We start from the raw sequence: 15,220 nt of genomic DNA, 5'->3' as shown, positions 1-15,220 counted from the left end.
GAGGCAGCGGCACGCACGTTGGTGCCGGCGGATAGGAAGCCTGCGGTGGATGCGGCGAAGTTCGGCCCGTCGCGAAACGGCAAACGCACCCTGCATCTGACCTACGACGAGCGGGAGATCTCCGACATGGAACACGCCGGGCGGTTAGGTATTGACCCTGATCGTCCGGCTGCGGCGCAGATTGCCGAGAACCTGATTGGCATCTTCTTCGGCGAGGGCAAGGTGGCTACTGCAGCGCCGCGTCCGACGGTGTTAGTACCGTTGCCGGATTATCTGCGCATCTTGGATGGCAATGGTGATGATGTTCTGTTGGCGATGACTGATGGCACCACCATGACCGGTGCGGAGTTTTTGGCCGCTCAGTTCGGCGACGCGTTGGAGGTAGCGGCGTTTCACCCGCAGGCCGGTGCGGTGAACTTGTATCGCACGCAGCGTTTGGCGAATCAGAAACAGCGCGATCTGGCCAAGCTGGTCTCCCCGGTGTGTGCGTTTCCTGGCTGCCGTCACGGAGCTGACGTGTGCGAGTTACACCACGTGGAGGCCTGGCGGCATGGCGGGGAGACCAACATTGGCAACCTGGCGCCGTTGTGTCGCTATCACAATCGGGTGAATGATGATGACCCGTGGCGTAAGAAACGCGGCCGGATCGTCATGGTGCGGGGTGCCCCAGTATGGATCTCACCCCGCGGCTACCCGGTGAAAAACACCAACCGCGGGGCAATGGACCAACTATTTGGCGAGGCGTTCACGACGTAGTTGGGCAACATCCTCGAGATCAAGCGGAGCCAACTCCGCAAGCGGCACGTCCAGCGCGCGTGCAATGAGCAAATCCGCCAACTGCGGGTTTCGCGCGAGCGCCGGACCGTGCATGTAAGTAGCGATCACGCTGCCCTGCACCACGCCATCCACCTTCGCGCCAGTGGTCGCAGCGGTGCTCGGTGCTGCGGTTGCGGCAGCACCAGCACCGTTGCCGACGCCGCGCGTCACCACGCCCAGCGCCTGCGCCTCGGGGCCGAGCACGGTGGCGCCCATGTGATTCTCAAAGCCGGTCAGCGTCTCGGTCAGCTCGGCGGTGATGCCGGCCTGCGTCGGCTCGGACAGGAGTTCGCCCGTCGCGCGGGTATCCAACGGCGACGTGGTGATGTCCAGAAGCCCCACGCCCTCAACCTCCTCGCCATGCGCACGGAACGTGTGACCCAACACCTGCAAACCGGCGCACACCGCGAAGACCGGACGACCATCAGCGGCAGCCGCCTGCAGCCCCGGCGAGGCGCTCAAACGGGCAGCGGCGATTAACTGGGCGGCGTCCTCGCCACCGCCAAGGGTGTAGATGTCGCAGGTGGCGGGGATGTCGTCGTTAAGTAAAAAGCGCTCGATGTGCGCATCGAAACCACGCAAACGCGCACGCTCACGCAACACCAACGCATTGCCGTCATCGCCGTACGTGCCCAACACGTCGGGCAACACAAGACCAATGGTGAGTTTAGGCACGGTAATCCTCCTGCTTCGACAGCGCGCGGCGCAGATTCAGCAACGCCGTGTAGTTGGCCAACACCTCCACGCGACCCGGAGGGCAGGCACGAATCGCCTCCACAGGGTCGGGGATGCGCTCGTGGTCAATGCCGCCGTACGTCAGGCGCACCGCAAGGTCAGTGGCGCGCTCGCCGGCGGCGACGACGTGGGTGTCGCCGAAATCCTCAAACTTGACGTCCCACAGCCACGAGACGTCCTCGCCGTCGCCCTGCTTGGCGTTGACGGCGATGACCACGCCGTCGGCGTCACGGTCCACCATCGACAGCGCCTCCTGCCACCCGGCGGGATTCTTGGCCAGCAGCAGGTGGATGTCGTGTTCGCCGAGGTGGACGGTGGTGTAGCGGCCGGCGACGTTGTCCACTTCGCTGGCGGCGCGCACGGCGTCGTCGAGCGGCACCCCGAAGGCTTCGACGGCGCACGCGATGGCTTGGGCGGCGTTGCCCCGGTTCGCGCGCCCGGGCAGTTTCAGGTCGAGTACCGCCGCGCCTTGCGGGGTTTGCAGGGCGTTGTCGGTGACGGTGTATTGCGGGGTGGGGCGGCGGAATTCGCGGCCGTCGGGGAGGGGTTCGACCGCGTACCAGTCCATATCGTCGTTGTTCGCGAGGGACGAGCGAACAACGTGCCCGCCGGAGCGTGGGTTGGTTACGGAGTCGCCGAGCCAGCCGGCGCCCGCGGCGACCCAGATGACGTTGGGGTGGTCGTAGGCGATCGAGGAGATGAGCACATCATCGCAATTAGCGACGACCACCGCATCCGGATGCGCCATCACCGCCCCACGTAGCGCGCGTTCGATGGAGTTGATCTCGCCGACGCGGTCTAATTGGTCGCGCGTGAGGTTCAGAAGGACGAACGCTTTCGGCTGCAGGCGCTCGGCAACCTTGGGGACGTGCAGTTCGTCGCACTCGAGCACGATGGCCTCCGCGTCCTTGCCAGCGAGTAGGGCGGAGATGATGCCGGCGTCCATGTTGTCGCCGCCGTCATTGGTGGCCACGGTGTGTTTCGTGCGGACGGCGCCGGCGAGCATGCGGGTGGTGGTGGATTTGCCGTTGGTGCCGGTGACCAGCACGGTGGGGCGGCCGCCGCCGAGGGTGGCCATGATGTTCGGGTCGATCGCGCCTGCGACGAGGCCGCCGATCATGCCGCCGGCGCCGCGTCCGGTGGCGCGGGAGGCTGCGGTGGCGAGGTTGGCTGCGGTCGTCGCTAGGCGTGCCCGGGCTCGGGAGATGGGTCCTTGCATGCGCACAAGGCTACTCTGCGGGGGTCATGTCTCCTAGTAGGCGGACGAATTCGTCGCCGGAGACGACGGGGATGTTTTTGCGGTCGGCGTGCATGGCTTTGCCGCGGAGTTCGGCGCCGTGGAGTTTGGCGTCGGAGACGGCGACGGAGGTTTCGCGGGTGAGTTTTTCGCGGTAGGTCAGGCCGGCGCGCATGGCGGCGTCGATGAGGTCGTCGGGGTTGCGGGTGATGTCGTCGGAGATGACGAATTCCATGCCGGGTTTGAGTCCGTCGTTGCTGAGTGTGCCGGGGTTGGTGGTGAGTGCGGGGGCTTTTTCGGCGTCGACGCGGATGGCGCTGCGTTGGAGGCTGAATTTGTCGCCTGTGAGGTCGGCGGGGTTGTAGGTGGCGGGGTTGTCGGCCATGTGGAGGTACATGGCGATGAGTTTGAGGGTTTGTTCGCGGGAGAAGTCGGCTTCGGGGATTTGGGCGCGTTCGAGCGAGGCGGTTGCGGGTGGGGATGCGACGCCAATCATGTTGGCGACTGCGTTGATGCGGGTGTCTGTGGGGATGTGGCCATTCCGTTGCGACGACGCCAGCACGTCCACAATCATCTCCGGCCGCGGCACGTGTCCGACGCGTTGGCGTCGTTTGTTGCCTCGGCCGCGGCGTGAGCGGTTGGCGCGGGCGGCGGCGTTCATGGCGCGTTTCGCCTCGGAGACGATGAAGCCCCAGGTGGTGGGGGCGTCGTGGACGATGAGGGTGCGGCCGTCGAGAAGTTTGTCCAGTGTGCGCAGGTGGCGGGAGAAGCGTGGCGCTTGGGCGAAGTCGTGTGGGGTGAGGCCGTGGGTGTGGGCGGGGCCGGGGTCGGTGCCGGGGTTGATCACGGCGTGGAAGTCTTCGCCGATGCGGCCGGAGGCGTCGAAGGTGACTGCGTCGATGGTGAGCAGGCGTGCGGTGGCCGGGTGGATGCCGGTTGCCTGCACGAATACTGCGACGAAGGGGTAGTCACTCATTGTTCAGAGGGTACTACGGCTCGGTGACCTCATACAGTGGGCGGTCGAGCGGGGCGTTGGATCGGACTTTGAAGCCGCCGATGGAGTATTCGTATGGGCGTGGGTCGGGCGCCGGGGCAGGTGCGGGTGCGGGGGCCGGTGCTTGCTCTTGTGCCGGAGCGGGTGCGGGTGCCGGGGCAGGAGCAGGCGCTGGTGCCGGCACGGGAGCGGGAGCGGGCGCGGGAGCGGGTGCCGGTGCGGGCACTGGCAGTTGTTGCTGTGGGGTGGGTACGCGCACGGCGGGGGCGCTTGGCGCAGCGGGCGATTCGGACGGCTCGGGCGGCTCCGAAGGCTCCGAAGGCTCGGTCGTCTCGGGCGTCTCCGACTCAGACGATTCCGACGATTCCGACGTGGTCGTGTTGGTGACGGTTTCGGGGAAGGGGGAGACGGAGCTTTGGTCTTCGCGCCAGGATGCGCTGATCATGGTGGTGCCGACGACGGTGACGGCGACGGCGATGACGGCGGCGCCTGCGGCGACGAGTCGGCTGGCGACGCTGCTGCGGCCTGCGGTGTCGAGTTCGGCGTTGTCTTCGGTGTCGGCTGCGAGGGCTGCGGCTTCGGCGTCGACGGTGGCGAAGAATCCGGTGTCGTTCTCGCGCGGCAGGGCGGGCAAAGATGGCAGGGGTGAGATGTTGAGGTCGCCGGTGTGTGGTGCGGCGTCGATGGTCAGCGTGTGGCCGTCGGCGGTGCCGCGGGCGACGACGGTGAGGTCGCGTGCGGTGAGGTTGGCGATCGTGTCCTCAAGATCCGGGGCCTCTAGCTTTGCGACGACCCGCCCATCGACCGACACGTCCCCACCCGGAGCGATCACTGCCAGGACTTGGGCGGGGTGCCGGTCGGTCTCAAATGGGCCCACCGCGTAGGTCTGGCCGCTGGGGAGGAGGATCCAGGGGGCGCGGGGTGGTTCGTTGGTGGGGATGGACAGGCTGGGGACGGCGAGGTCGAGGACGATGTCGTCGCCGTCGATGCGTGCGCGCACTTGGGGTGCGAAGCCGTGGCGGGCGATGTGGTCGAGGTCGGCGCGGCGTCCGGCGCTGAGTGTGCCAACCACGGCGTCACCGTGCAGTACCTCGAACCCGCCTCGGTCGAGGGGGTTGAGGGTGGCGGTGAAGGGGGTGGCGGTGGGGTCGTCGATAAGCGGGTGCTCAATGGGGACGTCAAATCCGCCACCGGGTACCGCGTAGGTTCGCATCCGTTCTCCTCACCGCCTGCAAAGGTGTGCCCAAGTATAGACCTCTTGGGCAGGGCGGCCTAGTTCTTGACGTAGGAACGGTTCACAGCCGACACGATCGCTTCAAGCGAGGCACGTGTGGTGGAGCCGGCGATGCCCACGCCCCAGGCGGAGGTGCCGTCGACGTCGGCGTAGATGTAGCAGGCTGCGTCGGCGTCGTCGCCTGCGGTGCGGGCGCGCTGCGAGTAGTCCTGTACTTCGAAGTCGATGCCGATGTGCTCGAGTGCGTTGGCGAACGCCGCGATTGGGCCGTTGCCGGAGCCCTGCACTTCTCGACGAGCCCCCTCGTACGACACCACCGCCGACACGCGCGTGTCTTCGCCTTCTTCTTCGGCGGCGTCGATGCGGTAGGACGCCAGGTCCAGTGGGGTGTCCAGGTCGAGGTACGTCTGGGCGAAGATGTCCCACATGTTCTTGGAGTTGACTTCGCCGCCTTCGGAGTCGGTGATGTTTTGCACCACGGCGGAGAATTCGGGCTGCATGGCCTTGGGTATGTTGATGCCGTGGTCGGTCTTCATGATGTAGGCAACGCCGCCCTTGCCGGATTGGGAGTTGACGCGGATGACGGCTTCGTAGGTGCGGCCGACGTCCTTGGGGTCGATTGGCAGGTAGGGCACTTCCCAGGTGGTGTCGCGCAGTTCGTCCCAGGTGACGTCTTCGCTGGTGGCGTCGGGGCGCACGGTTTGGGCGAGCGCGTCGAGGCCCTTGTTAATGGCGTCTTGGTGGGAGCCGGAGAATGCGGTGAAGACGAGGTCGCCGCCGTACGGGTGGCGTTCGGGTACGCGCAGTTGGTTGCAGTATTCGACGACGTCGCGGATGCGGGTGATGTCGGAGAAGTCGATTTGGGGGTCGACGCCTTGGGTGAGCATGTTCAGGCCGAGGGTGATCAGGTCGACGTTGCCGGTGCGCTCGCCGTTGCCGAACAGGCAGCCTTCGATGCGGTCGCCGCCGGCGAGGTAGCCGAGTTCGGCTGCGGCGACGCCGGTGCCGCGGTCGTTGTGGGGGTGCAGGGAGAGGATGACGCTGTCGCGGTGCTCCAGGTTGCGGTGCATCCATTCGATGGAGTCGGCGTAGACGTTGGGGGTGATCATTTCCACGGTGGCGGGGAGGTTGATGATCATCGGGTTGTCTGGCGTGGCACCCATCTTTGCGACGACCGCGTCACAGACCTCCTTCGCAAACTCCAACTCGGTGCCCGTGAAGGATTCGGGGGAGTATTCCCAGCGCCAGTTGGTGTCGGGGTAGTCGGCGGCGATGGTTTTGATCAGTTCGGCGGCGTCGGTGGCCAGGGCCTTGATCTGGTCGCGGTCCTTGCGGAACACCACGCGGCGTTGCAGTTTGGAGGTGGAGTTGTAGAAGTGGACGATGACGTTCTTCGCGCCTGCGCAGGCTTCGAACGTGCGGCGGATCAGGTGCTCGCGGGCTTGGACGAGGACCTGGATGGTGACGTCGTCGGGAATCATGTCCTTTTCGATGATCTCGCGCACGAAATCAAAATCCGTCTGGGATGCGGAGGGGAAGCCGACCTCGATCTCCTTGAAGCCCATTTCTACCAGCAGGTTGAACATGCGGCGCTTGCGTTCGGGGCTCATGGGGTCGATCAGGGCTTGGTTGCCGTCGCGCAGGTCAACCGCACACCACTGCGGCGCGTGGGTGATCTTCTTGTCGGGCCAGGTGCGGTCCGGCAGGGTGATGTCTTCTACCTCTTGGGCGAACGTCAGGTAGCGGTCGACGGGCATTTGGGAGCCGCGCTGCTTGTTCCAGGCGGGTTGGCCTTCGTTGCGTGGGCCGGATGGGGTTTGGATTTCGCGGGGCGCAAAGAAGTCGGACATTGTTTGGTTCCTTCATTGTCGGGGTGGGGGTGTCCACGGCCGGCAATGAGAAACTCCGCGACGGGGTGCCGGCCGTGTTAGTGGGCCTGATTCCCGCCGCGGCGTAGAAGGAGAAGCGTCCGTTGCGACATGCGTCACACCCTACATCACTTTATGGAGACGCGTGTGAGGAATGCCGCCGAGATGAGCATCACGCTTATCGACGACCCCACCAACACGTACCCAAGCACCGACTGGTGCCTGAAGCTTTCACCCAGCAACGTCAGACTGAGCGAGAACGCCAGCAGGGGTTCGACGATCTTGGAGGCTGGCAGGGAGGTGGCCAGGTTGCCGGCGGCGAAGGCGTATTGCTGCACGATGGTGCCGGCGGTCGCCGCGACCAACATGGCCCACAGTTGCCAGGAGGCGAGCAGTCCAGAGATGCCGCCGTGGACGAACGCGTCCACCGCCACCTTGGAGAACACGGCCTGGAAGCCGAACATGGCGCCGCAGATGATGCCGTCGATGAGTGCGCGGGTGTTGGGGCGTCGTCGAGAAGCAATGGCCAATGCGAGTATGGAGACCACCGCACCGACCCCCACCACGGTGGCCCACTCCCAGGTCGCGGGCTCGCGCTCGCCGGGGATGGGGCGGCCGAACACGATCACACTCGCCACACTCGCGGTGAGGACGATCGCCCAAAACGCCTCCGCCTGGTGCATCCGGCGATGCTCCGCGCGCGCCGAAAACACCAGCGTGAGCATGAGGGAGAGCGCCAGGATCGGCTGCACTACCAGCAGGGTGCCAAACGCTAACGCCGCGGCCTGGAAACCGTAGGCGAGAAACGCCAGCCCCATCGACGCCCACCACGCCGGCCGACGCATGGATTTCACTACCGAACTGCCGTCACGCATGATCCGGTGGCGCCACACGGTGCCCGCCGCCATCGTCGCCGCCGAAAGCAGCGCGAACACAACGGCGAGAAAAATACTATGCACGGTGAATGATATTAGCGAGAGACGCCAACCAACGCTTTTGGGACGCTATTCTTGACCGTTGGAATGCACGAAGGATCCGTGGGAGGCTGACATGGCACTGATTGTCCAGAAATACGGAGGATCTTCGTTAGAAAGCGCCGAGCGCATCAACGCGGTCGCCCGGCGCATTGTGGAGACGCGCCGGGCAGGAAACGATGTGGTGGTGGTCTGCTCGGCAATGGGTGACACCACCGACGAACTGCTCGACCTGGCAGCACAGGTCAACCCGACCCCGCCGGCGCGCGAGATGGACATGCTGCTCACCGCAGGCGAGCGCATCTCCAACTCGTTGGTCGCCATGGCGGTCGACGCGCTGGGGGAGAAGGTGCAGTCCTTTACCGGCTCCCAGGCCGGCGTGATTACTACGGAGCGCCACGGCAACGCCCGCATCATCGAGGTCACGCCCGGGCGTGTGAAGGAAGCTATCGACGAGGGCAACATCGCCATCGTCGCCGGCTTCCAGGGCGTGAACCGTGAAACGAAGGACGTCACCACCCTCGGCCGCGGCGGCTCCGACACCACCGCCGTCGCGCTCGCCGCCGCATTGAACGCCGACGAGTGCGAGATCTACTCGGACGTCGACGGCGTCTACACAGCAGACCCGCGCATCGTGGCCGACGCCCGCAAACTGGACAAGCTTTGCTTCGAGGAGATGCTCGAGCTGGCCGCCAGCGGTTCCAAAATTCTTGTACTGCGCAGCGTCGAGTACGCGCGTGCCTTTAACGTGCCCCTGCGGGTGCGCTCGTCTTACAGCAACGACACCGGCACCCTGGTCGCCGGAGCATTGGAGGATATCCCCATGGAAGAAGCAGTTCTCACCGGTGTGGCCACCGACGACTCGGAAGGCAAGATCACCATCCTGGGCATTACCGACGAGGTGGGCGAGGCCGCCAAGGTGTTCCGCGCGCTCGCGGACGCTGAGGTGAACATCGACATGGTGATCCAGAACATCTCCAACATCGAGGACAACAAGACGGACATCACCTTCACCCTGCCGAAGGCCAGCGGCGCCGCCACCATGGAACTGCTGCGCGCCATGCAGGTCAACGAAGGTTGGGACGACATTACGTACGACGATGAGATTGGCAAGGTCTCGCTCGTCGGCGCTGGCATGAAGTCTCACCCGGGCGTGACCGCTGATTTCTGCGACGCGCTGCGCGACGCGGGCATCAACATCGAGATGATCACCACCTCCGAGATCCGCATCACCGCCGTGGTGCGCAAGGCTGATGTGGCTGAGGCGGCGCGTGCGATCCACACGAAGTTTGACCTCGGCGGCGACGAGCCGGCCGTGGTGTACGCAGGCACTGGACGTTAAGGAGTTTTGCAAATGACCACGCTTGCAGTTGTTGGCGCGACTGGCCAGGTTGGTCGCGTGATGCGCGACATCCTCACCGAACGTAACTTCCCGGCCGATACGGTGCGCTTCTTTGCGTCGCCACGCTCTGCCGGTACGACGATTGCGTTCCGTGGCGAGGACATCGTCGTCGAGGACCTCACACAGGTCACCGAGGAGTCCGTCGCGGACGTCGACATTGCCCTGTTTTCCGCCGGTGGTTCCACGTCGCGCGAGTGGGCGCCCGTGTTCGCCGCAGCTGGTGCGACCGTGGTGGATAACTCCTCGGCGTGGCGCAAGGACACCGACGTCCCGCTCGTCGTGTCTGAGGTGAACCCGGAGACGGTGAAGAACCTGGCCAAGGGCATCATCGCCAACCCGAACTGCACCACCATGGCTGCGATGCCGGTGCTCAAGCCGCTTCACGACGAAGCCGGGCTGCGCACCCTCCGCGTCTCCTCCTACCAGGCCGTCTCCGGCTCGGGGCTCGCCGGTGTGGATGCGTTGGCCAACCAGGTCGCCGAGTTGGGCGACCCGCACGTGCTGGTGCGCGACGGCGCCACCGACAAGAACAAGGATTTCGGCCCGTACGTCGCCCCGATCGCGTTTAACGCCCTGCCGTTGGCGGGCTCGATTGTCGACGACGGCACCCTCGAAACCGACGAAGAACAAAAACTGCGCAACGAATCCCGCCGCATCCTGGACATCCCGGAACTCAAGGTCGCAGGCACCTGCGTACGTATCCCGGTGTTCACGGGTCACACGATGGTGGTGCACGCGGAGTTTGAGAAGGAGATCACCCCGGAGCGCGCCGCCGAGGTGCTCGAGGGCGCGCCGGGCGTGCGTGTCGTCGAGGTGCCCACCCCGCGCGAGGCAACGGGTATCGACGACTCCCTTGTCGGCCGCATCCGCCAGGATCAGACCATCGACGGCAACCGTGGCCTTGTGTTTGTGGTCTCGGGCGACAACCTGCGCAAGGGAGCCGCGCTGAACACGATCCAGATCGCCGAGCTGCTGGTCTAGCCGCTAGAGGCGGCGCTCCTCTTCCTCGCGCTCGGCGGCTTCGGCTGCCTCCTCGGCGGCGATCATGTCGTCGACGGTGCTGTCGTTCCACGGCTCGTCCGGGTTCGCCTTGTACTCCTCGGCCGACACGGGCTCCGTGTAGGAGATGTAGACCAGGTCGGAGGGGCTTTCGCGGTCTTCTTCGTCGTAGTCGATCTCGTCGTCGTCGAGAAGCTCTTGCGCAACTTCCTCCTCGAGTGCCTCGACGAGTTCCTCCTCATCCACGTTGGACTTGGACGTGATGTAGTCGAGTTCGCGCTCCTCGTTCTTGGTAAAGCGCTCGCTCGGGTCCATCTTCTTGCGCGTCAGTTCGAGTGCGCGGCGGCGACGGTCGCCTTCCTTGCGCAGTTTCGGGATGCCGCGAAGCCACGCCAGGGTCATCACGGTGATCAGCAGGATGCCCAGGTAACCCAGGATCGGGTAGACGGTGGACACCAGCGACTGGAAGCCCACAAACGACAGCGCGAAGCCGATCAGGCAGGCGGCGACGAAGATGAGGCGGAATCGTTCTTCGCGGCCGCGGGCGAGGCGCTTGCCCAGGGCGTAGAACATGCTCAGCGAGGTGGCGAAGATCATGCCGAAGATGACTAGGGCCATGATGGTGCCCATGGTCGGGTTGATGTCGGTGATCAAGGTCAGCAGCGGCATGTCGTCGCCTTCGACGGTCTCGATCTTCACCAGCAGCGACAGCGCCAGCAGGATCAGCATGACCAGGTAGCCCACGCCGCCCAGCAGGCCGCCGAGGCCAGCAGCGCGGGTGTCCAGTTGGTTACCGCCGATGACGATGGCCATGGACGTCACGCAGATGATGTTCAGGCCCGTGTAGTTCAGGGCGGCGACCCACCAATTCGGCAGTGACGTCTCCACGTTGGATGCGGCGATGTTGAGGGCGTCCCAGTCGGGGTGGCCGTTGACCAGGGTCCAGCCACAGCCGACGATGACGAAGATGAGCAGGAACGGGGTCAGCGCACCGATAGCGCCGGTGACCTTGTCCACGTCCAGCATGCCGAAGCCAAGCGTCATCAGCAGCATGAGCACCGCGCCGATCCACACGGGCAGGCCGAACTGTTGGTTGAGGTTGGCACCAGCACCGGCGAACATGACAAAGCCGATGGAGAACAGCGTCACAATGGTGGCGATGTCCAAGATCCAGCCCATGACTTTCGACGAAATCATGCCCAGCACTTCCATATGCTCCTTGGCTTGGAAGAACGAGCCGAGCTGGAGGATGGTTACGCCTGCGATCAGCATGAGGGCGGAGGAGAGGATCGCTCCCCACAGGCCCTGGGTGCCGAAGGCGGAAAAGTACAGCATGGCCTCCTGGCCGGACGCGAAGCCTGCGCCGACCACGGTGCCGATGAACGCGGCAGAGATAAGTAAGGCTTTTTTCAGCATGTAGATAATTTACTCGGTGCCAGCGATGATGTCGCGACGGGCACGCGCAACGCGGGACCGGATGGTGCCCACGCGCACGCCTGTGATCTTCGCGGCTTCCTCGTAGGTATAGCCCAGGACCTGCGTTAATACGAGTGCTTCGCGGCGTTCGGCGGGGAGTTCGTCGAGAAGCGAGCGCGCGTCGATAACGTCACCCCACGTGTTGGGGTTGTCGGGGCTGGGGTCGGAGGCGGCGACGGTTTCGTATTCGGCGGCGGACTTGCGGGGGCGTGCCATGTCGTGGCGGACGGAGTCGACCCAGGCGCGCCGCGCGAGCGAGAGCAGCCACGTGCGGGCGGATGAGCGTGCCTGGAAGCGCGGCAGGGAGCCGAGGACGCGCAGGTAGGTCTCTTGGGTGAGGTCGTCGGCGTGTTGGGGGCCGGCGAGGTGGGCGAGCAGGCGCCATACGTCGTCTTGGGTGAGGCGGATGAATTCGGTGAGCGCGGCTTTGTCACCGCGGCCGGCGCGTAGCGCCAGTTCGGTGATGTAGCCTTCGTCGTTCCTGCTCACAACCTGTAGAGATTACAGTTTGTCGGACACCGTCACGCCGTAGAGGGAGCGGCCCATGATGAAGGAGGCGACGGAGCCGACGATCCAGACGCCGAGGATGGCGATGATGGCGCGGATGAAGTCGTTGAGGTCGAAGCCGGTGGTGGACCAGGAGTAGATGAGTTTCGCGATGATCAGGATCGGAAACGCAATGACTACCAGGGGGCCGAGCAGGTTGACGCGGGTCAGCGCGTCGGGGGCGCGTAGTTGCAGGATGGTGGCTGCGATGACGCAGATGGTGGCCAGGATGACCAGGGCTGCGACGATGATTTCGGGGATGGTCATTAGCGGCGTCCTCTCGAGATGATGCGGGCCATGGAGATCGTTGGGACTACGCCGCAGACGATGCCGGCGAGGATCGGGATCTCGTAGGCGATGGAAGAGGTGTTCCACAGGGTCCAGACGAGGAAGATGGCGATCATGCCGTAGAAGACCATGTCGGCCATGACGGCGCGCGACAGTTCGTCTTTGGTCAGGATGACCGCTGCAAGGGAGATGAGTAGGCAGATGGCCATGATGATGAGGCAGGCCTGCATGATGGTGACAAACATTTAGCTCATCCTTTCTGCGGGCGGGACGGTGTCGTCGTCAGGCGTGGGGCCGTGGTCGACGTAGGGCTCCCAGGTGACGGTTGTTGGGTCGATGGGGCTATTGCGTAGCGACGGCCGCACGTGCTCCTCCATATCCGCCAGCCCAGCGATGATGTCTTCCGGGTCGGAGCCGAACGCGGCTTGCACCAGCAGGGTGATGGGGCCGCCGGGCTCGGTGGGGTGGCGCAGGCCCATGGAGAGGGTGCCTGGGGTGGCGGTGATGGAGGTGGTGAACCAGAACACTTCCCAGTCGGTGTGCAGGCGCATGGGGTAGTAGATGACGATAGGTTCGATCTTGGCCGCTGGGTTGAATGCCTTGAGGACGGCGTCGAGGCCGGCGGCGAAGATTTCTTTGATGATCCAGCAGGTGTAGCCCGCGGCGTGGATGATGCCTCGCATTAGTTATCGCCTCCGATGGAGTCGTCGCCAAGTACGGCGCTGGTGTAGGCGTCGACGTTGAGTAGGTCGTCGACTGCGGTGGTGGTGATGTCCCACATTTGGCCGGCGAAGATGAACATGCCGAGCGAAAGGATCATGAGGACCGCGGACGGCAGCATGAAGCTCACGCGCACGTTGAGCGCTTCGGGGTAGTGCTGCATGGGTCGGCCCCAGAAGACGCGTTGCCAGAGGCGCATCATGGACAGCAGGGCGCCGAAGGAGGCGACGATGATGGCGGTGATGGCTACCCAGGAGCGCCAGTCGCCGGGTGTTGCGGCGGCGAGCACGATGGTGACTTTGCCGAAGATGCCGGAAAATGGCGGGAAACCGACGATGGAGAATGCGCCGGCGACGAAGACCGCAGAGGTCCATGGGTCGCGCCGGGCGATGCCGGAGAGTTTGGCCATGGTGCCGGTGCCGTAGGTTTCTTCGATCGCGCCGGAGTTGAGCACCAGGGCGGCGATGGTGACCATGTGGTGCAGCGTGTAGAGCAGGCCGGCGGCCAGGGCGTAGCGGGCGTCGTCGTTAGTGAATGCCAGCATGATGAGGATGAACGGCATGCCGTTGACCATCTGGTAGGCGAGCACGCGGCGCATGGTGGATTCCGCCAGGCCTGCGTAGCCGCCGATGATCATGGAGATGACCATGACCACGATCAGCAGGGTGTTCCAGCGTGGGTCCATGTCGAACATGATCACCCAGATGCGGAAGAGCATGTAGACGGCGACTTTGGTGTGCAGGCCGGAGAACAGGCCCATCACGGCGGCCGAGGTGGACGGGTAGGTGCGCGGCAGCCAGGTGTAGACGGGGAACACGCCAGCCTTCGCGGCAATTGCGATGACGACGATGCCGGCCGCCACCGTTGCCGGGCCGTTGCCCGCAGCCACACCTTGCAGGGAGGCGAGGTTGACCACACCGGTCACCGCATAGAGGTAGCCCACGCCGAGCACCAGCATTGTCGACGCCGCCAGGTTGACCAGCACGAACATACGCGCCGACAGCAGGCGGTGGCGGGTGCCCGACATGGCGATCAGGCCGTAGGAGGGCAGGAGGCAGACCTCGATCATGACGAAGAAGTTGAACAGGTCCGCGGTGAGCAGCGCGCCGCACACGCCGGTGATCAGCACCAGCGACAACGGTGTGTAGAAGCGTGCTTGGGTTTCGCCGACGGCGATGGCGAACCAGTTGGAGGTCAGCGCCACGATCATGGTGGTCACGATCATCACCGCGGAGAACGTGTCCGCGGCGAACGAGATGCCAACGCCGCCCTGGTACAGGCCGATGACGTGGGCGATCGTGCCGTGCTCAGCGGTGTAGAGGTAGAGCCACACGCCCATTGCCAGGTTGATCGCCGGGATGGCGATGGCAAGCGTGTTGTTGAGCTTCCTCCAGGGGCTCAGCGCCGTGACCGCGGAGACGATCAGCGGTAGCGCAACGAAGATAGGCAGGATTGCGTCGACGGCCATTAGTCTTTCACCTTCAGATCATCGTTGGTGACGTGGCTGATCTCGCGTGCGCGGATCTCTTCCAGTTTCTTGGGGTTGAGGCGCGCGTTGCGGCCGGCGGTGGACAGTGCGGAGGGGCTGAGCCACATCTTGGAGTAGCCGGCGTCGGTGCCGGTGGGTTGCTCTGCGGTGTCGTCGTTACGCCCGAGCGATGCGAGCATAAGCAGGATCGTGGTGGTTGCCATTGCGATGACGATGGCGGTCAGCACGAATGCCTGTGGCAACGGGTCGCCCATGTCTTCGAAGGGGACGCGGGAGGGGAATGCTTCGCCGCGCCAGGAGCCCACGCCTGCGGCGAGCAGGGTGAGGTTGGAGGCGTGGCCGAAGAGGGACATGCCGAAGACGATGCGCACCATGCCGCGTTGGAGTACGAGGTAGACGGATCCCGCGACGAGGACCGCGATGGTAAGTGCCATGACCATGG

The 15,220-nt window shown here is 64.8% G+C and carries 16 protein-coding genes; 3 read left to right on the top strand and 13 right to left on the bottom strand.

All coding sequences use genetic code 11. The annotated features are described in order from the left end of the window. The coding region (locus tag HMPREF2656_RS05690) for an HNH endonuclease signature motif containing protein (RefSeq protein ID WP_070816077.1) at positions 1–756 on the top strand (756 nt) is incomplete at its 5' end. On the opposite strand, the gene HMPREF2656_RS05685 is transcribed toward HMPREF2656_RS05690, so the two are convergent. The 6 genes from HMPREF2656_RS05685 to HMPREF2656_RS05660 form a co-directional block, all read right to left on the bottom strand. After that, complete coding sequence (locus HMPREF2656_RS05685; RefSeq protein WP_070816076.1) at positions 730–1,491, bottom strand: type 1 glutamine amidotransferase; 762 nt, start codon at positions 1,489–1,491, stop codon at positions 730–732. The two genes, HMPREF2656_RS05690 and HMPREF2656_RS05685, sit on opposite strands and share 27 nt — an antisense overlap. Then, positions 1,484–2,770 carry a Mur ligase family protein gene (locus HMPREF2656_RS05680; RefSeq protein WP_070421578.1) on the bottom strand — a complete coding sequence of 429 codons (1,287 nt, stop codon included), beginning with the start codon at positions 2,768–2,770 and terminating at the stop codon, positions 1,484–1,486. The genes HMPREF2656_RS05685 and HMPREF2656_RS05680 overlap by 8 nt, the downstream gene beginning before the upstream one ends. A 10-nt stretch (positions 2,771–2,780) precedes the next feature. Beyond that, entirely contained in the window at positions 2,781–3,764 is a 984-nt protein-coding gene (locus tag HMPREF2656_RS05675) for an exonuclease domain-containing protein (RefSeq protein ID WP_070816075.1), read from the bottom strand. Positions 3,765–3,777: 13 nt separating this feature from the next. Further along, positions 3,778–4,995 carry a hypothetical protein gene (locus tag HMPREF2656_RS12820; protein WP_070816074.1) on the bottom strand — a complete coding sequence of 406 codons (1,218 nt, stop codon included), beginning with the start codon at positions 4,993–4,995 and terminating at the stop codon, positions 3,778–3,780. 59 nt (positions 4,996–5,054) lie between these two features. After that, positions 5,055–6,866 carry a 2-isopropylmalate synthase gene (leuA, locus tag HMPREF2656_RS05665; RefSeq protein ID WP_070816073.1) on the bottom strand — a complete coding sequence of 604 codons (1,812 nt, stop codon included), beginning with the start codon at positions 6,864–6,866 and terminating at the stop codon, positions 5,055–5,057. 146 nt (positions 6,867–7,012) lie between these two features. Beyond that, positions 7,013–7,843: a DMT family transporter gene (locus HMPREF2656_RS05660; protein ID WP_070614348.1), complete on the bottom strand. Its 831-nt coding sequence runs from the start codon at positions 7,841–7,843 to the stop codon at positions 7,013–7,015. 91 nt (positions 7,844–7,934) lie between these two features. Between HMPREF2656_RS05660 and HMPREF2656_RS05655 the strand changes: the two genes are divergently transcribed. Together HMPREF2656_RS05655 and HMPREF2656_RS05650 are read left to right on the top strand one after the other, a co-directional pair. Next, on the top strand, positions 7,935–9,200 hold the full coding sequence (locus HMPREF2656_RS05655; protein WP_070816072.1) for an aspartate kinase: 1,266 nt from the start codon (positions 7,935–7,937) through the stop codon (positions 9,198–9,200). Between the two features lie 12 nt (positions 9,201–9,212). After that, positions 9,213–10,241 carry an aspartate-semialdehyde dehydrogenase gene (locus tag HMPREF2656_RS05650; RefSeq protein ID WP_070816071.1) on the top strand — a complete coding sequence of 343 codons (1,029 nt, stop codon included), beginning with the start codon at positions 9,213–9,215 and terminating at the stop codon, positions 10,239–10,241. 3 nt (positions 10,242–10,244) lie between these two features. Here HMPREF2656_RS05650 and HMPREF2656_RS05645 read toward each other — a convergent pair whose 3' ends face one another. The 7 genes from HMPREF2656_RS05645 to HMPREF2656_RS05615 are packed head-to-tail and all read right to left on the bottom strand — an operon-like array spanning position 10,245 to position 15,218. After that, positions 10,245–11,675, bottom strand: a complete 1,431-nt coding sequence (locus HMPREF2656_RS05645) for a YkvI family membrane protein (protein ID WP_070816070.1) — start codon at positions 11,673–11,675, stop codon at positions 10,245–10,247. Positions 11,676–11,684: 9 nt separating this feature from the next. Further along, the gene (locus tag HMPREF2656_RS05640; protein ID WP_070614345.1) at positions 11,685–12,224 is read right to left on the bottom strand and encodes an RNA polymerase sigma factor; all 540 of its coding nucleotides are present in this window, start codon (positions 12,222–12,224) and stop codon (positions 11,685–11,687) included. Between the two features lie 12 nt (positions 12,225–12,236). Next, the gene (locus tag HMPREF2656_RS05635) at positions 12,237–12,548 is read right to left on the bottom strand and encodes a Na+/H+ antiporter subunit G (protein WP_070614344.1); all 312 of its coding nucleotides are present in this window, start codon (positions 12,546–12,548) and stop codon (positions 12,237–12,239) included. Beyond that, positions 12,548–12,814: a cation:proton antiporter gene (locus HMPREF2656_RS05630; protein WP_070421568.1), complete on the bottom strand. Its 267-nt coding sequence runs from the start codon at positions 12,812–12,814 to the stop codon at positions 12,548–12,550. Before HMPREF2656_RS05630 ends, HMPREF2656_RS05635 begins: the two co-directional genes overlap by 1 nt. Next, positions 12,815–13,252, bottom strand: a complete 438-nt coding sequence (locus HMPREF2656_RS05625; protein WP_070816069.1) for a monovalent cation/H+ antiporter subunit E — start codon at positions 13,250–13,252, stop codon at positions 12,815–12,817. After that, positions 13,252–14,757 carry a monovalent cation/H+ antiporter subunit D family protein gene (locus HMPREF2656_RS05620; protein WP_070771264.1) on the bottom strand — a complete coding sequence of 502 codons (1,506 nt, stop codon included), beginning with the start codon at positions 14,755–14,757 and terminating at the stop codon, positions 13,252–13,254. The genes HMPREF2656_RS05625 and HMPREF2656_RS05620 overlap by 1 nt, the downstream gene beginning before the upstream one ends. After that, a complete protein-coding gene (locus HMPREF2656_RS05615; RefSeq protein WP_070570765.1) occupies positions 14,757–15,218 on the bottom strand; it encodes a cation:proton antiporter subunit C in 462 nt (153 codons plus the stop codon). Before HMPREF2656_RS05615 ends, HMPREF2656_RS05620 begins: the two co-directional genes overlap by 1 nt. Between the last annotated feature and the right edge of the window lie 2 nt (positions 15,219–15,220).

It is taken from the genome of Corynebacterium sp. HMSC034B08 (assembly GCF_001835805.1).
Classification (GTDB): Bacteria; Actinomycetota; Actinomycetes; order Mycobacteriales; family Mycobacteriaceae; genus Corynebacterium; species Corynebacterium coyleae.
Note: the sequence above shows the minus strand (reverse complement) of the source record. Positions and strands in the feature narration are given on the sequence as shown.